This is a genomic window from Flavobacterium sp. FlaQc-48, from assembly GCF_044007335.1.
In the GTDB taxonomy this organism is placed as follows: domain Bacteria; phylum Bacteroidota; class Bacteroidia; order Flavobacteriales; family Flavobacteriaceae; genus Flavobacterium.
In genome coordinates this window covers 298,325-314,613 of record NZ_JBIPCR010000002.1, presented here as the reverse complement: position 1 = coordinate 314,613, position 16,289 = coordinate 298,325, and the positions used below count along the sequence as shown (strand labels likewise).

The window sequence follows — 16,289 nt, the reverse complement described above, 5'->3', positions numbered from 1 at the left end:
ACAGCGACTCGAATTTCGTCTGAAGACCGGAATCCGTCTGGTAGCTGCTCAAAGGAACCGTTTCTATACCGGTAGGGACCTGGCTGGATGCATCTGGATGAGGCAATATCGGCATCATCAGGTAGCGGGGGTTATTGGGGAGCAATTCCCTGACCAAAGCATTTAAGAGTTGGTTTTGACCAGTAGCTTTGTGAGCAGCCGCATAATAAAGATCAGTCGCGGTGCCCGTATTGGTATAGGACGTATCGGGCCAAATGCCCGATGTCATCTTATACAATCTGGCAAAGGGCTCAGCATTCGTTCCGGAAGGTACCGGCTTATAGTTGACCTTGTTATAATTGTAGGTCATCAGATTGGCGCCGGTATAAGCGGCTGTTGTCCCGTCAGATAGTGCGTAGGTTCCGCCATATGGGTTGGCAATGGCTTTCACTTTAGACAGCACCGCACTCTTTGACGGCAACATATCATGGGTAATCATACCTCTAATAAAAGGTTGCAGGTACTTCGCATTACTGGAATTCGGCACACCCTGCCTGTTGAAGCTCCCGGTTTCCAGGAAATTGATCTTTCCTCCCATGGCGGTACTTAATAACCAGCTTTTTAAAAAATGAGTAAAAGGAACTCTAGTTTGGTTACCGTCACTTTTGATGTAAGTGGGGAATACATTCGCGTTTTGGAAAGAGCTATAGCACCATACCCAGTCATCATTCCATGTACCGTAGTCGCCGGTCAGCCCCGTGACCCAACTACCAAAGATCGATCCTTGGGTCACAAGAGCGCCATGAGGCTTGGTGTTTTTGAAGGTAGGCTGCAGATATGCGCCCAAGCCTTCATTTTTTAGCGTGGTATAATAATCGGAAAAAAATCTCGTATAACTATTATATCCCCATCCCCCTTCCCCAAGAATACATCTTTTATTATACTTCTTACAGACCCTCAACAGGTCTATGATGTAACCGGTAGTGGAACTGTTATATGTCCAGAAATTTTCTCCAGTTTCGATACCTTTGCAATTTTTTGTATTTTTAAACAAACTATCCACTTGGCTGGGTGTAAAATAATAGTTACCCACACCTGGTGTTAATGGCGTTGGCGGATCTGGATACGGGTCATAACCTCCATTATCTCCCACATTTATGACGAATTTAAATCCGGTACTGTCGATTCGCTTGCAGACATCTAGATAGGTATCGCCATTAAATGAGCTGTAATCACTCAGGTTTTGCGAATAATACCATGCACAGTTAGCGGCCACAGAAAGGGTAACCTGCCCCTTGATATCGGCAGGAAAAAGGGTACTGAGTATCGCGATTCGCTGTGCGTTTGTCTTGTTGCCTTTTCTAAACATTTCCAGAAGACCTCTCTGGTAGAATTCAGGTTTGTTCTGGGCTTGGGCATTTAAACCCAACATAAAAAAGAAGAACAAAACTGCTAGTGTTTTGGTTAATTTTGTTTTCATAATTAGTTAATATTGGTTAATATTTGTTAATCGAATCTTATAAGACTTACCAAATTCATTGAACTTTCAACTCCATTTAAGATCATAGAGTGTCCCCAGATTGAAGGAATGTTTTAAATTGCAAGCCCTGCTAATTTGAGCTAACGTACTTTATTTAAAAAAATACTAAAGCTAACGGCTCCAGCCTCATGGCTGATCGTAACTTTTAAAACTTTAGTAACGGTATTCCAGGTTTGCTTTACAGAACCACTTTTTCCATCTTCAACCACAAGCATTGGCCTGCGCTCGCAACTAAAATTCAAAGTAGTGCTCTTTTCTACACAAACGTATTTTTGCCCTACCGTAAAGCCGTCGTTTACAGCATAACCATTAGATTGGAACCAGTAATTATCCGCAGATTCCCTTTTGCCGAAGAGAATGTTCTGAAAAGGAATGGCCCCGGAAAGCGATTTAATGCCCCCTGTACCCAGGTTAAAAACAAAATTCTGGTCTATATCCGCGTTTTCATGACTGTTGATTACAAAAAAACGGTTGTCAATCTCCACTGCCCAGGCATCATTGCCTACTGTTACTGCGGGGTAAAGCGACTCAAATTTCCTCTTCAGCCCGGCATCGGTCTGGTAAGCGCTCAAGTCAATTCTTTCAAGTCCGGAAGGAAGTTGAGTAGCCGCATCAGGATGCGGTAAAAGCGGGATAATTAAGTAGCGTGGATTGTTAGGTATTTGTTCCCTTATTAAAGCATTTGGTAGTTGCATGACGCCTGTATTTTTATATGCTGCTCCATAATATACATCTGTAACACCGGTATTGGTGTAGGCCGGATTATTCCAGATCCCCGATGTGATTTTGAATAAGCGGGCAAAAGGATCCGCATTTGTTCCGCCCGCAGGCTTGTAATTAACTAAGTCATAATTGTAAGTTACAAGATTTGAGCCCGTGTAAGGGGCCGCCGTACCATTCGACAGTGAATATGTACCGTTGTAAGGGTTAGCTATTGCCTTAACTTTTGCCAAAACAGCTGCTTTGCCCGGTAACATGTCATGGTCAGCCAGCCCTTTAATAAAAGGAAATAGATAGGGTGCACAATTGGCGTCTGCCACCCCTTGCCTGCTAAATGGCGATGTTTCCATAAAATTGATTTTTCCTCCCATTGCTATTGTTAACAACCAGGCCTTTAAATAATGAGTAAAGGGGACTTTTTTATAGTTCTTTTCAGTTTTATCATAGGCCGGAAAGTCATTTGCATTCCCAAAGGAGGCGTAGGTCCAAACATATTCATCATTCCAGGTGCCAAAGTCGCCTGTTAATCCTGTAAGCCAACTACCAAAAATAGATCCCTGACTTACAAGGGCACCAAAGGGCTTTGTGTTTTTAAATGCAGGCTGTAAGTATGCCCCTAAACCTTCGTTTTTAAGAGTAGTATAGTAATCAGAAAAAAACCTCGTATAAGTATTATATCCCCATCCACCTTCTCCAAGTGTATACCTTTTATTATACTTCTTACATACCCTTAGCAGGGCGATGAGATCCTCAGCGTTAGTACTATTATAGGTCCAAAAATTTTCGCCTGACTCAATGCCCACGCAGTTTTTTGCATACTTAAATATACTATCAACCTGATTTGGCGTAAAATGATAGCTCCCCCTACCTAGCGGAATCGGGGTTGGGGGATCAGGATATAACTTATGGTTACCTTTTTCTCCCACATCCACTACAAATTTAATTCCTGTACTATCGACGCGCTTACATAGATCTAAATAGGTATCTGTGTTAAACGAAGAATAATCACCTAAATTCTTTGTATAATACCATGCACAATTTGCACCAAGTGAATAGATCATCTGTCCCCTGATATCTTTTGGGAACAATGTATTTAGTATTACAATTCGCTCTGCATTTGTCTTATCGCCCTTTCTAAGTATTTCCAAAAGTCCCCTTAATTGGAACTCAGGTTTGTTTTGTGCTTGTACATTGAAACAAATTACAATCATATAGAAAAGAAGCACTATCCTTATACTGCTTTTAGTAAAATTTTTAATCATTCGGTTAGTGTTTGTATGGATTAATAATAAGGGTAAGTAAATTTTGTTCCATCGATTTCAGTGCCTTTCACCAAAATAACTAAGTGAAAGTATTTGCAATTATTAAGAGAATACTCTTAGTTAATATTGAAATAAGCCTTTCAAAAAAACACACTATTTTTTAATAACCTTAAAGGTCTTTATTCCTTCCATGCTCTTTACTTTAACTAAATAAACTCCCGTACTAATAGCCGGTAAATTTATATTCAGTATGCTTTCGCCCTGCTTAACGTCCGTATATTTTTTATTTAAGACGCGCACCCCTATAGTAGAGTAAATCTCTACCTCTACATCAGTGGCTATTTTATTGGAAACTTTTAAGTTAAATTCATTCCCCGAAAAAGGATTCGGATACACAATGGTGGCTGTATCGCTATCATCATCTGTTGGGTGAAAAGATAGCTCCTGTTTTGCTGACATCCTGGCCTGGCTCCCAGTCACTTCACTAAAAATCAATTTATTGATGTGATAGCCGCCGTTTATTAAAAACAGCCTCATCCTGTGTGTACCTGCAGTCAGCTGAATATTTTTTGTTACTGAAGCCCAGGTACCAAAACTCGAGGTATTGGGCACATTTATGATCCCGCTCACATCAACTCCATCCATTTCAATTCTCAACTGCCCCCCTGAAGCGGAGTTGGCACACCTGAGTTCAACCAAATAATTTCCATTTTCTGCAACCTGTACCGTGTATACTAGCCATTCGCCACCAGCTGTACTTTGTGTTTTGTACCCGCCGCCTGTATCATTACAGATATTCACGTCCACATCGCCGCCGGGCCTGAAACTCTGGTCTCCAGTATTACCTACACTTGTATCGTGATAGGCCTTACCCTTTATTCCGATATCATAATTCTCTACTTCAATTATCCCAGGAATAACATTGGCCGCGAATGGTCTGGAAGGCAAAACGGTCAAAGTCTGCACCACATTCGGCGCAGGAGAATAAGCAGAATCGCCTGTCTGTTGTGCGGTAATTTGCGTTGTCCCATTACTTACAATATGAATCTGGTTATTGACAATGGTTGCTACAGCTGGACTAGAACTGGTATACGTCACCGCCAGTCCCGAACTGCTGGTGGCAGCTGGTGAAAAATCAGCATCGCCAGGAATCTTGTCGGCAGGCAGGCTGTTAAAAGTGATCGTTTGAGCACCAGTGAATGTAAGTCTATTAAAATGGTAACCACCATTTATAAAATGCACCCTCATCTTGTGTATACCTGAAGTCAGCTGAATATTTTTTGTTACTGAAACCCACTTAGAAAAGCCCGAGGTGTTGGGCACATTTATGATCCCACTCACATCAACGCCGTCAATTTCAATTCTCAATTGCCCTCCTTCGCTAGAGCTGGCGCATCTGAGATCAACCAAATAAATTTTGCTTTCTGCAACCTGTACTGTATAGTCTAGCCATTCCCCTGCAGCTATACTTTGTACTTTATACCCGCCACCGGTATCATCACAGGTATTAAGGTCCACATCACCGCCGGCCCTGAAAATTTGGTCGCCACTATTGCCGGCTGAGGAATCGTGATAGGTATTACCTTCTGTTCCAATATCATAATTCTCCGCTTCTATTATCCCGGGAATTAAATTGGCAGCATATGGTTTAGAAACTGGGCTGGCTAAAACAGTCAGGGTCTGCACAAGTTCAGGCGCTTCAAAATAGACTGCGCTACCTGGCTGACCTGCGGTTATTTGCGTAGTCCCGGCAGTTAGGATATGAATCTTATTGTTGATAATGGTTGCCACTGCAGGATTAGAGCTAGTATAGGTAGCAGGCAGACCTGAAGTGCTGGTGGCGCCAGGTGAAAAATCAGTATCACCAGGGATCTTATCAACAGGTAAGCCGCTAAAAGTAATCGTTTGGTCAACCCTTGGTGCTCCGCCAAATATTAACTTATTGATTTGGTAGTCGCCGTTTATAAAATACAATCGCATTTTGTGCATACCTGCGGTTAAGGGAATTTCTTTTGTTACTGAGGCCCAGTTAGTGAAACCCCAAGTATTAGGCACATTCATGATTCCGCTAATATCTACTCCATCGATTTCAATTCTGAACTGTCCGCCTGAACTGGTGCTGGCACACCTGACTTCAACTGGGTAAGTCTTGGTTGATGCGACCTGTACCGTATAGTCCAGCCATTCGCCGCCAACTATACTTTCTATCTTATACCCGCCATCAGTATCATTACAGATATTAAGGTCCACATCGCCGACGGGTCTTAAGCTCAGGTCCCCGTTATTGCCCGGTGAGGTGTCGTGGTAAGCTCTACCTTCTATACCAATATCATAATTCTCTGCTTCAATAATCCCCGGAATAACATTAGCACCGTATGGCTTTGAGAGCGGCGTTGACAACACGGTCAGTGTCTGTACCACTTCAGGCGCTGCAGTATACAATGTACTGCCTGGCTGAGAAGCAGTAATTTGCACAGTCCCAACACCTGTCACACGAATTTGGTTGTCTACAATAATTGCTACTGCCGGATTAGAGCTGCTATAACTCACTGGGAGCTCCGAAGTGCTAGTGGCTCCTGGCGAAAAATCTTCACCGGGAATCTTATCAGAAGGCAAGCTATCAAAGGTGATGGTTTGGGCCGATCGGACCGATGTGTTGGAAACCACATTGAAATTAACAGCGCCAGCACTATGATTAATAATCAGTGTAAGTGTATTGGTAACAGGATCCCAGGTTTGCTCAACAGAACCCGTCTTTCCGTCTTCAATAATAACCTCAGGTCGTTCATCACAATTGAATTTCAAGGTACTGGTCTTCACTACGCATTTATATCTTTGTCCTACAAATTTTCCATCCGATACACCATAACCGTTAGACTGAAACCAGTAGTTACCCTCAATCTCTCGTTTGCCAAACAGGATGTTCTGAAGAGGCATAGTTCCTGAAAGAGATTTAATCCCACTTGTACCCAGATTAAAAACAAAGTTCTGGTCTATATCCGCATTCTCATGACTGTTTATCACAAAGAAGCGGTTGTCTACTTCCACCGCCCAGGCTTCATTTCCGTCCGCTACTGGGGGATATAGTGACTCAAATTTCGTTTTTAGACCCGCATCTGTCTGGTAACTGCTTAATGCCACTTTTTCAATGCCAGAAGGTACAACTGCATCAGGATGAGGGAGTACAGGTATAATCGCGTAGCGCGGGTTATTGGGAATCATTTCCCGGACCAAAGCATTTAAGAGTTGTTTTTGACCAGTAGCACGGTAAGCAGCATCATAAAGCTTGTCTGTTGCAGAGCCTGAGTTGGTGTAAGTGGTATCTGCCCAAATACCCGATGTCATTTTGTACAAACGGGCAAAGGGCTCAGCATTTGTCCCGCCCGCCGGCTTGTAGTTAACCTTGTTATAATTGTACGACAAAAGATTGGTACTTGAATAAGCTGCTGCTGTTCCATCAGACAGCGTATAGGTACCGCCATATGGGTTGGCAATAGCTTTAGTTTTAGCTAACACAGCTGCCTTACCCGGGAGCATATCATGTTGAGTCAGGCCTTTTATAAACGGATATAGATAGGGTACAAAATTAGGATCTGGTCTTCCGTCTCCAAGGAAAGAGCTTTGTTCGGAGTAATTAATTTTACCTCCCATAGCTATTGTAGACAACCAGGTCTTTAAGAAATGGGTATAGGGGTATAAGAGCTCATTGTGATCACTTTTGGCATAAGCAGGAAATTGGTTAGCATGGCCAAATGACCCGTAAGACCACACAAAGCTATCATTATAGGATCCATAGTCGCCCACTACATTTGTAACCCAGCTACCTAATAAAGCTCCCTGAGTCGCCAGGGCACCATAGGGTTTGGTAGTCTTGAAAGTCGGTTGCAGGTACGCCCCTAAACCTTCGTCATGTAACTCGGTATAGAAGTCATTAAAAAATCGCAAAAAAGTGTTATATCCCCATCCACCTTCCGCAAGGATATATTTCTTATTGTACTTCTTACAGACTCTTAATATAGCGATAATTTCGTTGGTATTTTGTGCATTATAGGTCCATAAATTTTCCCCAGCCATAACACCAGTACAATTTTTAGTGTATTTGAATATACTATCGATCTGTCTGGTTGTAATGTAATATCCACCTTGATCTACTGTAAACTTTTGTGGAGGTTCAGGAAAAGCAGGATACCCGGCAATATTGCCTGTAGAAACAGCAAATTTATATCCTGTACTATCCATACGCTGACATAAATCAAAATAATTATCATCAGTAAACTCGTCCAATTTTCCTGGTACCTTTGTATAATACCATGTAGTCAGTGCGGAAAGAGAATAAATAGTCTGATCCTTTATATCTGCAGGAATCATTTTTTTAAGTATGGCAATTCTTTGCTCATTTGTACTGTTTCCTTTTCTAAGCATGTATTGCAAGCCGCTTAAGTAAAATTCAGGTTTGTTCTGGGCTTGCGCATTTAAAACCAGTGCAGAAAAGAAGAACAGCACTGCTAGTGTTTTGGTTAATTTTGTTTTCATAATTCGTTAATTTGGTTAATAGAATCTATAAAACTTATCAAATTCACTGAACTTTCAATTCCATTTAAGATCATACAGTGTCCCCAGATTGAGGAAATGTTCGAAAATTATAGGACAGATAATTTCAGTTAGCGTACTTTATTTAAAAACAACACAAAAATTCACGGCTCCAGCCTCATGGTTGATTGTAAGTGTTAAAACTTTAGTAATGGAATTCCATGTTTGCGTCACAGAACCATCTTTTCCATCTTCAACCCTAATCGTTGGCATGCGGTCCGCCCTGAAATGCAAGATGGTTTTCTTTTCTACGCAGATATACTTTTGTCCTGTTGTTTTACCATCGTTTGCAGCATATCCGCTGGACTGGAACCAGTAGTTACCTGCAGCTTCCCTTTTGCCAAACAAGATATTTTGAAAAGGCATGGTACCCGAAAGGGATCTGATGCCGGCCTTTGCCAGTTTAAATACAAAATTCTGGTCGATGTCCGCATTCTCATTGCTATTGATCACAAAGAACCTATTATCCACTTCCACTGCCCAGGCATCATTGCCTGCTGCAACAGGGGGATAAAGCGACTCGAACTTCTTCTTTAAACTCACGTCCGTCTGGTAGCTGCTCAAAGCAACGGTTTCCACACCGCGAGGCACCTCTTCGGCAAGCCTTGGATGCGGCAAAATCGGGATTATTAGGTAGCGTGGATTGTTGGGGAACTGTTCCCTTATCAAAGAATTCGGTAGTAGTTTGACACCGGTAGCTGAAAATGCTGCCCCATAATATTTATCTGTGACCCCAGTATTGGTGTAACTGGTATCAGCCCATATTCCAGTTGTCATTTTGTACAAACGGGCAAAGGGCTCCGCATTTGTTCCGCCTGCTGGCTTGTAGTTAACAATGTTATAATTGTAAGTCATCAGATTTGAGCCGGTGTAAGCGGCTGATGTTCCATCGGAGAGCCTATATGTCCCTCCGTAGGGATTGGCGATCGCCTTGACTTTGGATAAGACCGCAGCTTTTCCGGGAAGCATATCGTGCGCGGTAAGCCCTCTTATAAAGGGGTATAAGTAGTGAGTATAACTGTGATCCGGGACGCCAAGCTTACTGAAAGCTGAGCTTTCCATGAAGTTAATCTTCCCACCCATGGCGATAGTTAATAACCAGCTTTTTAAATAATAAGTAAAAGGAAGTTTTTTATGGTTATTGTCTTTTTTGTTATAAGCAGGAAATTCGTTTGCATTTTGAAAAGAGCTGTAGGTCCAGGCCCATTCATCGTTCCAAGTCCCAAAGTCGCCGACTATTCCCGTGACCCAACTGCCTAATAACGCACCCTGGCTCACCAGGGCACCATAAGGCTTCGTGTTCTTGAATGTCGCTTGTAAATACTTACCCAAACCCTCGTCATGCAGCTCTGTATAGTAATCATAAAAAAAACGCATAAAACTATTATATCCCCAGCCCCCTTCACCCAGGATATATTTTTTATTGTACTTCTTACACACCCTCAACAAAGCGATAACTTCTTTGGCCGTAGTGGTATTATAGGTCCAGAAATTTTCGCCTGACTCAATGCCCGTACAGTTTTTTGTATATTTGAACAGACTATCAATCTGATTAGGTTTCAAATGCCATGAATTTCTATCACCGGGCACCAACGGAGCCGGTGGGTCAGGATAATTGATATAATTGAGTACTTCTCCAATGCTGACGACATACTTAATTCCGGTACTGTCAACCCGCTTACAGAGGTCTAAATAGCCATCGCCATTATATGAACTGAAATCATAAGGCTTCTGGGTGTAATACCAGCCCCAGTTTGCTGCAAGTGAGATAATGACCTGCTCCCTGACATCCTGTGGGATCAAAGCTTTCAAGATCTCAATCCGTTGTGCATTTGTTTTGTTACCTTTTCTAAACATTTCCAGCGCTCCCCTTAAATAGAATTCAGGTTTGTTCTGGGCTAGTACGCTAGAACATAGCATAACTAAAAAGAAAAGCAGTACTATTCCTTTAGATTTGTTAGTAATCATATATTATTCGATAATTTAAACCATTGATTAGTAATAATTTCATAAACAAGTATGGAAGTAATCATAAAGCAGTAAAGCATATTTTTCTGCTGATTCTTCAACCCCTATTGATTAAGTCTATGGACCAACTAAAATTTTACATTTTCAATCCATTTTATAAATATGCTCCATTAACCTCCATTTCTGATCCGCGGTAGCAGCTGTTGCTGCATCCTGAAATCCCGACATATATTCTTCCCATTCTTTCTGTCTTGGTTTTTCAGAGAGTTCTTTCATCGCCTGGTCGTGATCAAAGTCAGCTACAGTATCCATAATTATGAACAGTCGGTTACCCAATAGATAAATTTCCATATCCAAAATCCCTACTTCCTTCATTCCTTTGGTAATTTCCGGCCAGGCCGCACCTTTTTCGTGTAATTTTTTATAGGTTTTAATTAAACTTTCGTTGTTAATCAATTCCATAGTTTTGCAAAATCGTTTACCTTACTGTCTTTTCATAATTTATATTTTGTTTAGTTCAACCATATCCTTAACAAGCACATTCTTTTAGGGTCTAACCATGTTTCAAATTCCCTTAAAACATTATTACAACCTAGGGTATGGGTAATTCCTTTTTAGGGTTACCCATACCTTTATCCTTGCCCCGGTTACCTGTTCAGACCTACCCGGCTGGCACCTGATGCTTGCAGGCCCAGAAAACCTACAAGACGCCAGGTCATTTAACCGGTTCCAGTAAAACAGATTTCAGTTTAAAAAGCTCATTCCCTTTTTGCAACGGGCGGATGGATATTGTATAAATCCCTGCTTTCGAAAAGCTTTTAGTCGCTACGTTATGGTCTATAAGATTTAGTGGCGATCTGCTGTTATACTTGGAAGTACGAAGTGTACGGAACAAGAATTCTTGATTATCAACACTCATACTTCCTTCTCTTTTGGCATTTTCCTCTGAGCATGAATATTGCAGCGATATTTTATAGTCTCCAGGTTCAACAATCCGAATGCTGAAATCTGCCTGATCTGTACTGTCGCTTAAACCTGTTACACATATGGTATGTTTCCAATCCCCATAATAATGGCTGTAGTCAAGGTTAGAAACTTTTGCTTTCCCTTTAACTGATGCAAAAATAGCTTCCACAACATTTTTGCTATACTGACTGGAAACTGTAACCGGTACGTTTAAATCATATTCCTCAATTTCACCTGTATATTCCACTACAAAAACCACATTCGCGCTTTGATCGAACTTAGGCAATGCTAGCCAGATATCGTTACCTTTCTTTGTCCAAGAAACGGTTTTCTTATCACCAAGACTGTATACTTTACTTATCTGCCCTTTAAAATCAGGGATCAACAGCTGGCCGTTTGCCGGTCTGTTTAACACATGTAAATATTGTCTGCCAGGCTTGGAGGTACTTACACCCCAAGGTTGTGCAGGAATAAGGCCATAGGTGGTCGCGTATATGCTTTCTCCATTTTTTTTCAGCCATTTACCTGTTTCCAATAAAAACTTGACCGAGTATTCCGGTATACTTCCCTCTCCATCGGGCCCAACATTGAGCATAAGATTACCGCCTTTGGAGGCAACATTTGCCAAAAGCCTGATGATTTCTTCAGGTGTCTTGAAGTTCATGTCATGTTTGATGTAACCCCATGAGTCATTATGTGTAAATACGGATTCCCATGGCTCTTTAATGGGTACCGGAGGCACTTCTGAGTCCCCAAAATCTCTATAGTCACCCAAGCCTTGCCCCACTCGGCTACTAAACAAGCTTTTGGGCTGGAGTGCTTTCAACTCGTCTACAAATGTTTGTGTTTGTTCTCTTGTCATGCCTCCAGGCGTATCAAACCATACGATACCCAGTGGGCCGTAATTTGTTAAGAGTTCCTTGATCTGGGGAATGGATTTTTCACGATAATATTTCTGATAATCTTTTTTGGTTTCATCAAAATCCCAGGAATTTCTTCCACCATTTGGTTCATGCCAATCGGTAAACTGAGAATAGTAAAATCCAAATGGTATTCCCCGTTTCACATTTGCCTTTGCAAGGGCTTTCATTGGGTCTTTCTTGTAGGGAGTGGCATCTACAATATCAAAATCCGTTACTTTAGAATCATACATGGCAAAGCCTTCGTGGTGTTTGGCGGTAATCACCATATATTTTATACCGGCATCTTTAGCCAGTTGCGACCATTCATCAGCATTAAATTTAACCGGATTGAATGTTTGTGCCACTTTTTCATATTCAGCAACAGATATTTTAGCCTGATCCTTGTGCATGATCCACTCTCCACTGCCGTAATAACGTTTCCCTTTCCATTCTCCGGCTAGTTTAGAGTACAGACCCCAATGGATAAACATTCCAAACTTAGCGTCTCTAAACCATTGCACGTTTGGGTTTTCTTTACCAGATACTCTGCTGTCCCACATTTCATTCATATCTTGTGCATAACTGAAATTTGCATATCCTAGTACCAGTAACAGCTTAAATAACATATTAAGTGTCCTGGACTTACCTTTTAAATTCATATTAATTAGATTTAGTTTAATGTAGAGTGCAACTCCTTTTACATTTATTTTTTTTCTATTTTTTGATATTCGAAATTTTGAGGACTTATTCACAAGTGTTTTCATATAGTGATCCGGTCTTAAATTTGAATGAGTTTGCAAGCCTGAAGAACGTCATAACATTGCTTTAGCCCTCTTCTATGCTTTGTATTGCAACTCAACATTAAAAGAGTTGCTTCGTAGCCTTTGCGTTTTTTATCTATACAAACAATAAACTTGTTTGTCAGTACAAATGGCTTGTAAAAAACACTATGAAATCAAAATTCAAATACATAGTGTTTTTTTGATTATGATGCACCAGGTTTAATCTGATGTCCTTATATTTAATCTTTTTTTTCTATCAGCTTAAAACTATCTAGCAGATACTGTCCTTTATTTATTGATAAAGCAAACTTTGCTTTAGGACTATCAAATCCGTTGAATTCTATCTCTGATAGCTGCCACTCCCCTTCTTTTACTGGTTTCATATTTAAATAAGCCTTCACATCCTGAGCGGATCTTGGCTGATTTTCACTATAAACTTCCAAGGTTATATCATGCCCCTTTTGCAGTGTTTTTATCCAGAATTCCAGTTTGTATTTCTTATTTGATTGAATTGCAAAAGTTTGATTAGTCGATGACTGTGTATAAAATTTAGTGGACCCATTACCCGCTAAAATTTTAAGACCGTATTTTCCATCATGTTGAGCTTCTTCTGTAATCAATAGCTTATTGGCTTGGTCACTAGGGATGTACCAACCTAGTTTCCCTGTTTCAAATCCCTCATTTACCTTTAGAAGATTTTCTTGGGCGAATAATTGACCCCCTGCAAATAGGAGTGTTGTTAAAGTGATGCTTTTTTTCATGTTTTACTTGATTATATTATTAGTTATTTCTTTGGTTTAGTGAGCTCATTTAAATTAAAATACCGTGAACTTCGACCACTAGGGTCTGTCTACATGTTACTATTCAAAATTTCTAGGTGTGGAACACTAAGTATTTTCACCCACTGCTTGAGATTTAAATTTGAATGAGGTGATTGGTCGCCATAGCATCCCAGAACGATTGGGGAATTTCCTTGGTTGCCATATCAATATTACGTTTAACTTTTTCTGGCTTGCTGGTATTTAAAGCAACGGCCAAAATCCCTTTTACATTAAAACCAAAATTGAAGCAGGCTTCCGTGGGACTAGTGCTAAATTTCTCATACAATGCGACAAACTGCTTTCTCCAAGCCAGTAGCTGCCGTCCGCTTTCTATTTCAGGATCAACTTTGCTATAATTATAAAAATTATTGCCGATCAGCCCCCTCCCCGTAAAAACTGCTGAATTGATTACCGTAATTTCCTTTTCGCTTAATTCGGCTATAAAAGTGATTAATCCTTTTGGATGCGAGTGCACCGTTAAACTATTGGCAATCATCACCCAGTCGAGTTCGACACACTGAGTGATACGCCTGATTACCTTCCAGTCCTTAGAACCAATGCCTATAGCATTAACTTTTCCCTCAAGCTTAAGTTCATTTAGGGCGCGATAAGAAGACAAAATATCTTCAAAGCTTTTTTCAGGATCCGTTTCATCAACAGCTGTTTCAAGATATTCGTCAGGATCATGTACAGAAACCAACCAAGCATTATATTTACCCAACAGTCGATTTCCTTGTTCAAAACAATCGATAATGCCATGGTAACGGATTTTTTGGATAGCGTCATTCTTCAAATTCCACCATATACCTTTCTCAAAAATTGGCTCTAGAGTTTCTAGTGAGCTTTGGTACCAGCCTAGTTTGTTACTAATCAATACCTGATCAGGATCTACATTTAAATCTGTAAGACATTGTCCCAATACCTCAAGAGACATCCCGGCACCGTATTTTCCAGCCGTATTAAAAACCGGGATGCCAGAGCTGTGCTTAAAGTATTGTTCGGCTATAGCAAGTTTTTTTGATAAGGAAGTGCTTCGTACAAATTCCCCAGACTGCTTGTTCCGACTATAACTGCAGGAATATCAATTTTGCAGGTTACTGTTTTCATTTCTCCAACTTTTTAAGTGGCACTCTTACGTTATAAGAATTTTTCCGCGGACCCTCGCTATTGTCGTCAACTGCTCCAAATAAAATTTTTGGAATGCCATTTTCGAAATAGAGCTGTGGACGTTCCAGCTTGGTTCCACTGTCTTGACCGTTCTCCCATCTAAATGTTTTCCCAACAACAAGTGGATGCTTTGCCGCCTGCCAATCTTTAGCGTCTTTAGAAACCAATAGGGCCAATGCTCCTTCCTGCCCTGTATATTTCCCTACCACATCCCTTACTATAGCGAAATAAAAATCATTTTGAAACCATATATAAGGGTCTTCCGCTATCATCCATTCTTTTTCTGCTGTTTTAAGCTCAAAGATGGGCTTGGCTTCCTTTTTAAATGGGCCAAACGCAGAATCAGCAAAGGATACCCCAAACCTCACTTTTCCTCCTTTGAAGCTGGTACCTTTTTCAACCTCTTTATAAACAAGTACCACTTTATTGTCCTTGCTAAAAGTCACAGCAGGATTAGAAACCATTACGCCATCAGAGGCATTGATGTCCCCAATGTCCAGAACGGGTTTATCTAACCGTTTCCATGTGCCCGAAGGATCAGAGGCAACAGCTACACCAATTCGCTGATTGTTTCTATATTCCCACCAAGCATCGTCTTTTGCCGATGCAGGATAGTTTATTTTGGAGGTTCCTGTAGTACCGGTATAATACAGGTAATATTTGCCATTTTTAAATAAAACAGTAGGATTGCACGTGGTTGACCCGTCCCAGTATTTCCTATCCCTTGCTTTTAAAACAACGTTGACAAATTTGTAAGGCCCATTTGGATGATCCGCCACAGCATGTGCAATCTCCGAATTAGTGACCCATGCATAATGCCCCATCTTTTTGGGCCATCTGGAATAAAACAAATGGTATTTTTTATCATGACCTTTAATCATAGAACCACACCAGACAAAATAGTCCTTTTCTGAGAACACTGCATTGCTCGGCACCGGGCGCACCATAGACCCAATATCTAAATCTGGTGTACTTTGACTTTGAGCAAATACCGGCTTTGCAAGCCCCAGCAGTAGCACTGCCATAAGCTTTAAAAACTTAATATCTCTTGATTTCAATGGTCTTTTATTAATTGGTCTAATTATATATTGTATTTAAACTAATTCTTTTACTCTTTTTAGTTTTAGTAGTCGAAGTTTTATTACCGTATCGGAATTTGCATTCTCCTGCATTTCTGCAGAAGACTTGCTCCTTTCTCAATTTACTTTCATGCCAAAATATATCCAGAACAAATCCACCTCTGGCGAATAGTACGCTAACAGATCCCTTTTTCCAGGCAGATTGAAATGCTGGTATAAATTGGGCAGTGTATTTTTCATGCAGGTCACATTGAGCATTTTCAGTGCATGGTCATCATCTAATAACCTGACCCAAAAACTGGTCCTCCAGGCTTTACTCCGGCTAGTATCCTATCATCTAGCATGACCCGGGTCTGCTTAGCTGTAGCCACAAGTTTGGAGCATTGCTGTAAAGATCCTGGTTTGATGGAAATAATTCGTATAAATGAGGTAAATGGCGATTCTCGGGTTCTTTTTCCACATACTCATTTATCCATTCTAAATGCTGCCTCTTTGAACCAATCTGCATAAGCG

Annotated in this window: 9 protein-coding genes and 2 pseudogenes; all 11 read right to left on the bottom strand. The window is 40.8% G+C overall.

Translation table 11 applies throughout. The annotated features are described in order from the left end of the window. Positions 1-685: 685 nt before the first annotated feature. A pseudogene (locus tag ACHRWY_RS04510) lies at positions 686-1,348 on the bottom strand (glycoside hydrolase family 98 domain-containing protein); the annotation flags it as partial. A 251-nt stretch (positions 1,349-1,599) separates the two neighbouring features. After that, entirely contained in the window at positions 1,600-3,450 is a 1,851-nt protein-coding gene (locus ACHRWY_RS04505) for a glycoside hydrolase family 98 domain-containing protein (RefSeq protein ID WP_395353211.1), read from the bottom strand. A 204-nt stretch (positions 3,451-3,654) separates the two neighbouring features. Next, positions 3,655-8,034 carry a carbohydrate-binding protein gene (locus ACHRWY_RS04500; protein ID WP_395352939.1) on the bottom strand — a complete coding sequence of 1,460 codons (4,380 nt, stop codon included), beginning with the start codon at positions 8,032-8,034 and terminating at the stop codon, positions 3,655-3,657. Positions 8,035-8,172: 138 nt separating this feature from the next. After that, entirely contained in the window at positions 8,173-10,059 is a 1,887-nt protein-coding gene (locus tag ACHRWY_RS04495; protein ID WP_395352937.1) for a glycoside hydrolase family 98 domain-containing protein, read from the bottom strand. 144 nt (positions 10,060-10,203) lie between these two features. Next, positions 10,204-10,524, bottom strand: a pseudogene (locus ACHRWY_RS04490) (L-rhamnose mutarotase); the annotation flags it as partial. 250 nt (positions 10,525-10,774) lie between these two features. Then, positions 10,775-12,691: an alpha-L-fucosidase gene (locus ACHRWY_RS04485; RefSeq protein ID WP_395352935.1), complete on the bottom strand. Its 1,917-nt coding sequence runs from the start codon at positions 12,689-12,691 to the stop codon at positions 10,775-10,777. A gap of 257 nt (positions 12,692-12,948) precedes the next feature. Next, positions 12,949-13,470: a carbohydrate binding domain-containing protein gene (locus ACHRWY_RS04480; RefSeq protein ID WP_395352933.1), complete on the bottom strand. Its 522-nt coding sequence runs from the start codon at positions 13,468-13,470 to the stop codon at positions 12,949-12,951. A 154-nt stretch (positions 13,471-13,624) separates the two neighbouring features. Beyond that, positions 13,625-14,503: an aldo/keto reductase gene (locus tag ACHRWY_RS04475; protein WP_395353210.1), complete on the bottom strand. Its 879-nt coding sequence runs from the start codon at positions 14,501-14,503 to the stop codon at positions 13,625-13,627. 130 nt (positions 14,504-14,633) lie between these two features. Continuing rightward, positions 14,634-15,755 (bottom strand): glycoside hydrolase family protein, encoded by a 1,122-nt coding sequence (locus ACHRWY_RS04470; RefSeq protein WP_395352931.1) that lies wholly within the window; start codon positions 15,753-15,755, stop codon positions 14,634-14,636. 19 nt (positions 15,756-15,774) lie between these two features. Beyond that, positions 15,775-15,993 carry a glycoside hydrolase family 95-like protein gene (locus tag ACHRWY_RS04465; RefSeq protein WP_395353208.1) on the bottom strand — a complete coding sequence of 73 codons (219 nt, stop codon included), beginning with the start codon at positions 15,991-15,993 and terminating at the stop codon, positions 15,775-15,777. Positions 15,994-16,113: 120 nt separating this feature from the next. Beyond that, positions 16,114-16,284, bottom strand: a complete 171-nt coding sequence (locus tag ACHRWY_RS04460) for a glycosyl hydrolase family 95 catalytic domain-containing protein (RefSeq protein ID WP_395352928.1) — start codon at positions 16,282-16,284, stop codon at positions 16,114-16,116. Between the last annotated feature and the right edge of the window lie 5 nt (positions 16,285-16,289).

What these genes read in the sequence shown, in the direction of transcription:
- ACHRWY_RS04495 (WP_395352937.1), bottom strand. Translation starts at nt 10,059, where the DNA reads ATGATTACTAACAAATCTAAAGGAATAGTACTGCTTTTCTTTTTAGTT.
- ACHRWY_RS04485 (WP_395352935.1), bottom strand. Translation starts at nt 12,691, where the DNA reads ATGAAAACACTTGTGAATAAGTCCTCAAAATTTCGAATATCAAAAAAT.
- ACHRWY_RS04500 (WP_395352939.1), bottom strand. Translation starts at nt 8,034, where the DNA reads ATGAAAACAAAATTAACCAAAACACTAGCAGTGCTGTTCTTCTTTTCT.
- ACHRWY_RS04460 (WP_395352928.1), bottom strand. Translation starts at nt 16,284, where the DNA reads ATGCAGATTGGTTCAAAGAGGCAGCATTTAGAATGGATAAATGAGTAT.
- ACHRWY_RS04480 (WP_395352933.1), bottom strand. Translation starts at nt 13,470, where the DNA reads ATGAAAAAAAGCATCACTTTAACAACACTCCTATTTGCAGGGGGTCAA.
- ACHRWY_RS04505 (WP_395353211.1), bottom strand. Translation starts at nt 3,450, where the DNA reads ATGATTGTAATTTGTTTCAATGTACAAGCACAAAACAAACCTGAGTTC.